Raw genomic sequence first — 8,999 nt, 5'->3', positions numbered from 1 at the left:
CGAGTCGCTCGGCGGCCCGCCACGGTTTGAGCAGTCCGTCGACCACTGACTGAATCACTTTGAATCGGTCCAACTCGCGCATCGACATGGTAATCGTGTCCGTTGCAGCCATCGCGGTCTCCTGCGCCGAAGCATCGGCGCGGGGGTAAGCTTAGGCGGCTCGAAGCGGACATTTGAATCTGGCTAAAAGCGGACATTACAATCTAGCCGCTACAACGCGAAACTGCGCTAATTAAGATTATGTAAATTACCAAATGACCAATGTTCGTTGAACACAGCCCGACGGACTCTCGGTTAATCCAGAGCCACTAAACGGTGGCAAGCCGCGCTTTCAGTCAATCGCATACCTTCCCCTCGGCCCTCAAACGGCTTCCCGCCCGCACACATACAGCACCCGCTATTCGAGGCGGCGAAGGCACGCATTCTCGTGAAGGCGCGACGGCCGCTTTCCGGCGCCGCGGAACAACTGCTGAGTTGGATTCTTCAACGAATGAGCGTATTCGCGGCAAGCGCTTGAGGCCGCGCTCACACTTTCAGGACTGAGCGATGTCGCGAAGGATATGTTCACTTTCACTCTTGGCTTCCATCACGTATGAAATTCCGGAGGCCCGAAGCAGCCCACGCAGGTCTGCGTATGAGTCAAAAGTAATTGGACCGGGCGCACATTCCCTGTGCGTTGATGGATCAACGATGCCTTCATGCGAAGCGTTGTGCACGTGCCGCACGCGGCGGCGTCCAGTCCAGTTGATGCGATCCAACGATAGACCATGCGAGCATGCTGGCGCGTCGATAGACACGCTGCCACCTGCAGCCGACTCGGTAAAGTAAATCGATAGATTTCAGTCGATCTGAACTCTGTCGAGAATCTCGTCCGAACCTACCTCGAGAGGAGCGAAATTGGTCGAGCGCACATAATCCGGTCGCGGCTGCTTCACCTGTTCTGGCTTGTTCTCCACCTGGTTGTAGACAACATAGGCTTGCCATCGATCGTCACCTGAAAGGTTGTGACCGGATGAATGCACGATGTTTGCGTCGAAGAACACCACTGTTCCCGGTCGGCCGATGATAGGCACGGCCTTGGGATGGCTGGACAAGATATCGAGCATGGTCGGCTTGGGTACCACGTAAAAGCGATAACCGGTCGTCTCATCGAACGTTGGATCGAGTGAGCCTAGTTTGTGGCTTCCCGGAATAAAGTAGAGACATCCGCCCATTTCGGTCGGCTCATCGAGCATGACCAACGCGGTTGTCATATGCGGTTCTTTCACGCCGTCCATATGCCAGGTGCCGAAATCCTGGTGCCACTGCCAGACCGAACCGTCGATTGCCGTCTTCAAATTGCACTTCGTGTGATAGACGTAAAGTTGGGGATCGTTGATCAATTGTTGTGCGGGTTCGAGCAATCTGGGCGAGCGCACTGCGGAGTGAAAAATCGGCGATGCCGTTGGACTGGCGGTCTCATGAACTTTATAAATCGTTTTTGCAATGCCGCCCGTTTTTTCACGAACGAGATGGTCGGTGTCGATTTTTTGGATTCGGCGCAACTCGCTCTTCATATGCTCGACTTCTTCTTTCGAGAAAAGCTCTGGCAGAACCACGAAGCCATCGCGCTCGTACGCTTCCAACTGCGACGTCGTAAGTTTCATGAGGGAATCTCCTGACTTGTTAGTGTGGTCTCATGATCCTAAGAGCGTTCGCATCCAATGTAAAAGATATAATAGGTCGCGTATCGATACTCAAAAGGTTCCAAATGGAACTGCGTCATCTTCGCTATTTCCTGACGGTGGCACGCACACTCAACTTCACGAAGGCGGCGGACGAACTGCACATGGCGCAGCCGCCGTTGAGCCGGCAGATACGGGAACTGGAAGAAGAAATCGGCGTAGCGCTTTTCGAGCGCCGAGGCAAACGCGTGTTTCTCTCATTGGCGGGCCAGGTCTTCGAGGAACGGGCCCAGCAGATTCTTAAGGACACGAACTCCGCAATCGTGGATTCGCAACGTGCAGCAAGAGGCGAAACCGGCCGGGTGGCGGTTGGGTTCTTCGAACACATTGCGTACACACTGCTGCCACCGCTCTTGCGCGATTTTCAACAGCGCTACCCTGCGGTGACCGTCGAGCTTCAATGGTTTTCCTCTGCGGAACAGATCAATGCCTTGAACCGAGGAGACGTCGATCTGGCATTCGTCCGTTCGTTGCCGCCAAATACTCAACTGAACAGCGTCTTGTTGCTCCAGGAGCCGTTTTACGTTGCCATCGCTAAAGACAATCCTCTAGCAGCCAAACGACGCATTTCCATCAAGGACTGTAAGCAGTTGCGCGTCATTAATTATCGGAAGGATGTCGCGCCGGATTATCACGCCGCCATCAACCAGTTGTGCGCGCTTGCCGGATTTTCTCCCTCCACGAGCTTTGAAATGGGCCAGATCTACGCTTCCCTTGGCCTTGTAAGCGCCGGCTTTGGTGTGACGCTCGTACCGGCGTCGGTTCAACGAACGCACATGGAAAACGTCGTCTTTCGTCCTCTGCGCGAAGAGCACACGAAGAGCGAACTCTACCTTGCGTGGAAGGAGCCCAATTCGTCTGCTGCGCTAGGCGCTTTTGTCGAACTCGCGTGCAAGATAGCCGCGCATCCGCCGCGAAAAGCGAAGGTCGAGTAAGTGCAGCGGTACCGCTTCAATTGCGATCCAAAGCTTCGTTTGCAAGGCGAAACCGTCAGCAAACCCGAATGCGACCTTTTCGGAAAACTCCGCGACAGCAAGACGGTCGTCACCGTTGGCGGTCGACATCGAGCTTCTCGCGTAATTCACAGTAAGTGCATCGGCGGCCATTACGTGGAGCAATACATTTGCATGGCTATCGGTGAAAGCCATCCGGTCGTAAGTGGCAGCACCCTCCCCCATGCTTAACGGCGTCCGCTGATGCGGTGATGGCAAACATGCGCCCTCTGCACTGAGCAGAAAAAAGAGAAGATTTTTCGTGGACGGAACAACTATCCGGGGCACGGGTTTTGGCAAGTCGGGCGCGGCTACGCGATGGCTTCGAGGCTGTCACTTTTCAGCGTGTCAGATGGAAACTGTGCATGTTCGCGAATCATTCAAGCCGATAGGATAGGAACGAACTAGCTCATCTCTTCGACTCTACCGCCCATGCAACTGAAGCTTTATCAGATAGACGCTTTCACCAGCGAAGTATTCAAGGGAAACTATGCGGCGGTAATTCCGCTCGACGCGTGGCTTCCCGCTTCGCTAATGCAAGCCATCGCCAGCGAAAACAACCTGTCGGAAACAGCGTTCATCGTGCGTCGAGACGATGGCGTTTTCGACATCCGGTGGTTCTCACCGATCAAGGAGATCGCCTTCTGCGGACACGCGACGCTGGCGAGCGCTTTCGTTCTGTTCAGACACCTCCCTCAAGACGATCACCTCGTCTTTTATGCAGAAGCAACGGGCGCGTTCTCTGTTCATCGGCGCGAGCGGGGGCTGATTGAAATGAACTTTCCTCGACGACAAAGTGAACGGATTAAAGATGTTCCGGACCAGCTCGCGTATGGTTTGTCGATCAAGCCAACGGCAGTCTTCATAAACCAGCAGTCATACATCGCCCTCTACGACACCGAAGCCGAGGTACGCGCCGTCGTGCCAAATCTGGAACTGCTCGCGCAACTTGGACCACTGGATGTCGCGGTCACCGCTCCTGGCAACCAATACGACTTCGTCTCCCGATACTTTTGGCCAGCGAACGGCGGCGCCGAAGACCCGGTGACGGGGTCCATTCACGCGGCGCTTGCTCCGCTCTGGTCCGACATTCTTGGCAAGCCGAAGCTCGTCGCGTTACAGGCTTCCCAACGAAGCGGCGTTCTACATTGCGAGATCGAACCGGAGCGTGTTTTGATATCCGGTCACGCGGTTCAATATATGGAAGGAACCATCGAACTGCCCGACTAGCGCGCGCTTTACAATGCTGCGGCTCGACTGTGCGGAAACGGCAGCGCTGCCGCAGCTCAATACCCTCCAGAATCGAGGCGCGTTCCAGAGACTCGACTCAAGCACTTACTTCGCTACCTCAACCGGAATCATTCTTCTGCCGAAGTCCGGGCTCATCGTTTCCCAAGGCTGCGTCGTCGATTAGAAGTCACGCACTTCGGCCGGGCAACGCCGACAGGCAACTGGATCGAAATGTTCATCTCGCACGATGACTTACACCGAACTTTGCACGATTCATTGCAGACACGGCCAGCAACTAAGCGCACGCCAAAGTAAGCGAAGTCCAAAGACCTCCGCACTTCACGTCCGGCTAAGCGAAGCGCGCAGCTTACCCGGCGTCACACCGTACGCTTCGCGAAAGCCGCGAATGAAGTGCGCCGAATCCGCGAAGCCACATTCGTAGGCGATCGCGGTGACGCGCTTCGCCGAGTTCAAGAGTAGCCAGCGGGCGTATCGCAAGCGCATCGTCCGGTAGAACTCCTTTGGCGTCACGCCCATTTCAGACATGAACACGCGCTCCAGTTGCCGCGCATTTGAACCGGTCATCCTGGCAATCGCGGCGATCGTCAGCGGGGCTTCGAGATTCTCCTCCATCAGCACGATCGCGTGACGCAGCGAGAGACTATCGACGGCGAGGTAGCCGAGCGCACGGCGGCGTTCGACGAAGGACGTGCCGCTCTTGCGACTCACCGTCATCTGGTGAATGACCTTCGACGCGCGGTCGGCGCCGCAATGCACGGAAATCAACCGCGTGGCGAGTTCGATGGCCGACACGCCGCCCGCGCACGTAATGCGGTTGCCGTCGATCACGTAGTCGGCGTTCGTGACCACGCGCAGGCCGGGGAACATGGACTGATAATCGTCGTAGTGAAAGGAGTGCACGCACGCGACGCGGTCGTGCATGTAGCCCGCTTTCGCCAGCACGAAGCTGCCGGTGCACAGGCCGATGAGCGGCACGCCGGCTGCGTCGGCGTCGCGCAGCGCGTCCCAGTAGCGCGGGTCGACATGTTCGAGCCTGGGCAGCAAGCCGCCGATCACCACGAAGTAGTCGAATCGCGACGCCTTCCCGGAATACGCCCGGACTGGCACGCTCACGCCGCAACTCGCTTCCACGGTGTCGTCCGTCGGCCCGAGCAAGGTCCACGTACACCGTAACTGGCGGCTCTGGTCGCCGAGATCCGCGGCGTGCCGCAGGCAGTCGCAAAAACTGGCGAGCGAAAGCAGCGGAAAGCTCGGCCAAAGTAGAAGGCCGACGCTGAGCTCGGCGCCCGCGCGTCGCGCAGATACCTTGCGATCCACGCCGTCCATGCGATCGAGCCGCTCGACAAGTCCGCGCCCGAGCGCCGCGGTATCGGACTTTTTTGCGTTCGCCATTGCCATCCATGCACTCCTTGAATGCCGTGAGGTCGTCGGCGCCAGTATAGGAGCGCCGAAAAGCGATCGGTGCGACTTGTCGCATTCGTTCTATTTTTCCGCGAGCGCGTGCAATGCCGCCTATTTCGTCGCCGTTACATTGAAGTCAGTTCCGGGGTGAAGACGGCCGGAAAGAACCGATTCAAAACAGGGAGTGCGTCATGTCAGCAGCGTTGCATCTGGCGGTTTGCGCCGCATTTGGAAGTGCGTTCGTCGTCCTGCATCCGGTCGAGGCGTGCGCCGATGAAGTAGTGAAGATCGGCCACGTCGCGCCTCTGACGGGGGCCAATGCGCACCTCGGCAAGGACACCGAGAACGGCGCACGGCTTGCCGTCGAGGAGATCAACAAGAAGGGCCTCGTGATCGGCGGACAGAAGATCACGCTTGCGCTGGATGCGCAGGACGACGCCTCCGATCCGCGCCAAGGCACACAGGTCGCGCAAAAGCTCGTGGACGACAAGGTGGCGGCCGTGGTCGGGCACATGAATTCCGGCACCTCCATTCCGGCCTCGAAAATTTATAGCGATGCCAACGTGCTGCAGATTTCGCCCTCGGCCACTAATCCGGTCTATACGCAGCAGGGGTTTCGCACGACGTATCGCGTGGTCGCCACCGACGCGCAGCAGGGTCCGGCGCTTGCCGACTATGCAGCCCGAGTGCTGAAGGCGAAGTCGGTCGCCATCGTCGACGACGCCACCGCTTACGGTCAGGGTCTCGCGAACGAATTTGAAAAGCGCGCCAAGGCGAACGGGATGAACGTCCTGTCGCACGACGCAACCACCGACAAGGCCGTGGACTTCCGCGCGATCCTGACCAAGGTGAAGAGCGAGCATCCCGACGTGATCATGTACGGCGGCATGGATGCGACAGGCGGCCCGTTCGCGAAGCAGGCCCGCCAGCTCGCAATCTCCTCGAAGGTACTGGCCGGCGACGGCCTGTGCGCAGCGTCGCTGTCGCAACTGGCGGGCGAGGCGGCGGACAACGTCGTGTGTTCCATCGCCGGCATGCCGCTCGCTAAAATGCCCGATGGCCCCGCGTTCGAGCAACGCTACGAAGCGCGCTTCGGGCAGAAGGTGCAGCTCAACGCCCCGTTCGCGTATGACGCGGTGTACATCATCGTCGACGCGATGAAGCGCGCGAATTCCACCTCGCCGGACAAGATTCTCGCGGCGATGCCCAACACCGACTTCAAGGGCGTACTCGGCGAGACGCAATTCGACGCGCACGGCGACCTCAGGCAGGGAATGATCTCGCTCTATCACTACGTGGGCGGAAATCAAACGTTGCTCGACGTCGTCAAGATGTAATGGCCGCACATTCACAAGGACGACGCAAGCCATGAACATTCTGGTGATCGGCGCGGGCGTGATCGGTCTCACGACCGCATACCGCTTGCGCGAGGACGGCCACGAAGTGAGCGTGATCGACCGGCGCACGGAGGTCGCGGCGGAAGCGAGCCGCGCCAACGGCGCGCAGCTTTCTTACAGCTACGTGGCGCCGCTCGCCGGTCCTGGCGTGCTTGCGAAGCTTCCCGGTTGGCTTATGCGTCGCGACGCCCCGGTGCGCGTCTCGCCCGCCATCGACATGAATCAGTGGCGCTGGTGCTGGCAATTCGCACGGGCCTGTACTCAGGCGATGAGCGAATCGACCACGGCGCAACTCCTTGCGCTGTCCTTTCTGAGCCGCTCGCTGATGCACGAATTTACCGCCGCCCATCCCACGCTTGCCTTCGACTACGTCCGCGCTGGCAAGCTCGTCATGCATCGAAGCGCAATGGCGATGTCGCGGGCCGCGTCCTTGCTGTCGTACCAGCGTACGCTCGGCAGCGAGCAGCAAGCGCTCGGCGTGAGCGATTGCGTCGCGCTCGAACCCGCGCTGGCCCAGGTGGCAGATCGATTCGTCGGCGGCATCCATACGCCGGGCGAAGAGGCAGGCGACTGTCACCGCTTCTGCGTGGGACTCGAAAGCTTGTTGCGCGAACGAGGCGTGGCGTTCGAGCTGGGTACGGCCGTGCGTTCGCTGTCCGTGTCGAACAAAGGCGAGGTCCGGGCAATTGCCGGAAGCCGCAGGTTGGACGCGGAACATGTTGTCGTGGCGTCGGGTTGCGACAGCGCGGCCTTACTGCGCACGATTGGCGTGCGGGTGCCGGTCTATCCGCTCAAGGGCTACAGCCTGACGCTCGATGCAGTCGCGGGAAAGGCTGCGCCCGCGACGAGCGTGACGGACTTCGACCGCAAGGTGGTGTACGCCCGATTGGGCGACCGTCTGCGCGTGGCGGGCATGGCGGACATCGTGGGGCATTCGAGTGCGATCGATGTGACCCGGCTCGCGACGCTGCGGCGCGAAGCGCAGGCCGTCTTTCCGCACGCGGGCGATTATGACGCGGCAGCCGCGTGGGCGGGCTTGCGGCCGGCCACCCCGCGCGGGACGCCGATCATCGGAGAGTCCAAATACCGGAATCTCTGGCTCAACGTCGGTCATGGCGCGCTTGGCTTCACGCTCGCCATGGGCTCGGCGCACGTGCTCGCGCAACGGATGGCCGGGCGCGAACCTTCGCTCGACGACACCCCCTTCTCGCCGCGTGCTGCATCATGAATGCGCGCGTCGTCATTGTCGGCACGGGCGGCACCATCGCGGGACGCGGTGCGTCGGCCGCGCATACCGCGACCTACGACTGCTCTGTCGAAACGGTGGATGATTTGCTCGACGCGTTGCCCGGCGCGCGCGATCTCGCCGATATCCAAACGGCCCAGCTTTTCCAGACCGGCTCTGAAAACTTCGGCAATGAGGAGTTGCTCGGGCTCGCGCGGCATGTTCGCGCGCTTCTCAAGCAGGACGACATCGACGGCGTCGTGGTGACGCACGGCACCGATACCATCGACGAGACGGCATACTTTCTGCACCTGGTGGTGCCGAGCGCGAAGCCCGTCGTCGTGGTCGGCGCAATGCGCCCGGCGTCTGCGCTCAGTGCCGACGGACCGCTCAACCTGTACAACGCGATCGTGGTGGCGTCGAGCGCGGCATCGCGCGGCAAGGGTACGCTCGTCGTTTCGAACGACGAGATTCACTCGGCGCGCGACGTCGTCAAGACCAGCACTTTCAAGCAGGAAGCGTTTCGTTCGACCTTCGGTCCGCTAGGCTACGTGGTCGAGGGACGCGCGCGTTTTTATCGGCTGGTGGCGCGGCGGCATACGGTGGAAAGCGAATGGAGCATCGACACCATCCAGACCTTGCCCGAGGTCGCTATCGTCTACGCGCATGGCGGCATCAACCGAACGGTGGTCGAACACATGGCGTGCTCCGACGTGGATGCGATCGTGTACGCCGGGACGGGCAACGGCAACGTGGCGCACGAGTTGATCGATTCGCTCGTGAAAGCGCGCGCGAGACACATTCATATCGTGCGTGCGTCGCGCACGGGCAGCGGCATCGTCATCCGCAATGCCGCACAGCCGGACGATCGCTATGGATGGATCGCAGCGGACGATCAGGTCCCGCATAAGGCGCGAATCCTGATGATGGTGGCGCTCACGGGAACGAGAACCACGCACGCGTTGCAGGAAGCGTTCGTGACGTACTAGAACCCCGACCGCGCGCCGCA

General features: G+C 60.0%; 8 protein-coding genes. 5 read left to right on the top strand and 3 right to left on the bottom strand.

The window, feature by feature from the left end; all coding sequences use genetic code 11:
• Positions 1-839: 839 nt before the first annotated feature.
• The gene (locus NCR40_RS30070; RefSeq protein WP_250511673.1) at positions 840-1,646 is read right to left on the bottom strand and encodes a phytanoyl-CoA dioxygenase family protein; all 807 of its coding nucleotides are present in this window, start codon (positions 1,644-1,646) and stop codon (positions 840-842) included.
• Positions 1,647-1,750: 104 nt separating this feature from the next.
• Here NCR40_RS30070 and NCR40_RS30065 point away from each other — a divergent pair, with 104 nt between their 5' ends.
• On the top strand, positions 1,751-2,659 hold the full coding sequence (locus NCR40_RS30065) for a LysR family transcriptional regulator (RefSeq protein WP_250511672.1): 909 nt from the start codon (positions 1,751-1,753) through the stop codon (positions 2,657-2,659).
• Here the strand turns inward: NCR40_RS30065 and NCR40_RS30060 are convergent.
• Positions 2,591-3,016 carry a hypothetical protein gene (locus NCR40_RS30060; protein WP_250495223.1) on the bottom strand — a complete coding sequence of 142 codons (426 nt, stop codon included), beginning with the start codon at positions 3,014-3,016 and terminating at the stop codon, positions 2,591-2,593. The two genes, NCR40_RS30065 and NCR40_RS30060, sit on opposite strands and share 69 nt — an antisense overlap.
• 132 nt (positions 3,017-3,148) lie before the next feature.
• On the opposite strand from NCR40_RS30060, the gene NCR40_RS30055 reads away from it, so the two are divergent.
• The gene (locus tag NCR40_RS30055) at positions 3,149-3,946 is read left to right on the top strand and encodes a PhzF family phenazine biosynthesis protein (protein ID WP_250511671.1); all 798 of its coding nucleotides are present in this window, start codon (positions 3,149-3,151) and stop codon (positions 3,944-3,946) included.
• Between the two features lie 339 nt (positions 3,947-4,285).
• On the opposite strand, the gene NCR40_RS30050 is transcribed toward NCR40_RS30055, so the two are convergent.
• Complete coding sequence (locus NCR40_RS30050) at positions 4,286-5,359, bottom strand: GlxA family transcriptional regulator (protein WP_250511670.1); 1,074 nt, start codon at positions 5,357-5,359, stop codon at positions 4,286-4,288.
• A gap of 200 nt (positions 5,360-5,559) precedes the next feature.
• On the opposite strand from NCR40_RS30050, the gene NCR40_RS30045 reads away from it, so the two are divergent.
• From NCR40_RS30045 to NCR40_RS30035, 3 genes are read left to right on the top strand one after another with little or no spacing between them, the layout of a single operon-like run.
• Complete coding sequence (locus NCR40_RS30045) at positions 5,560-6,705, top strand: branched-chain amino acid ABC transporter substrate-binding protein (protein WP_244832426.1); 1,146 nt, start codon at positions 5,560-5,562, stop codon at positions 6,703-6,705.
• Between the two features lie 31 nt (positions 6,706-6,736).
• On the top strand, positions 6,737-7,993 hold the full coding sequence (locus NCR40_RS30040; protein ID WP_250511669.1) for a D-amino acid dehydrogenase: 1,257 nt from the start codon (positions 6,737-6,739) through the stop codon (positions 7,991-7,993).
• The gene (locus NCR40_RS30035; RefSeq protein WP_250468312.1) at positions 7,990-8,979 is read left to right on the top strand and encodes an asparaginase; all 990 of its coding nucleotides are present in this window, start codon (positions 7,990-7,992) and stop codon (positions 8,977-8,979) included. Before NCR40_RS30040 ends, NCR40_RS30035 begins: the two co-directional genes overlap by 4 nt.
• The last annotated feature ends 20 nt before the right edge of the window (positions 8,980-8,999 follow it).

The sequence above is a fragment of the Caballeronia sp. GACF4 genome, assembly GCF_023631025.1.
In the GTDB taxonomy this organism is placed as follows: Bacteria; Pseudomonadota; Gammaproteobacteria; order Burkholderiales; family Burkholderiaceae; genus Caballeronia.
This window is presented reverse-complemented; position numbering and strand designations above follow the sequence as displayed.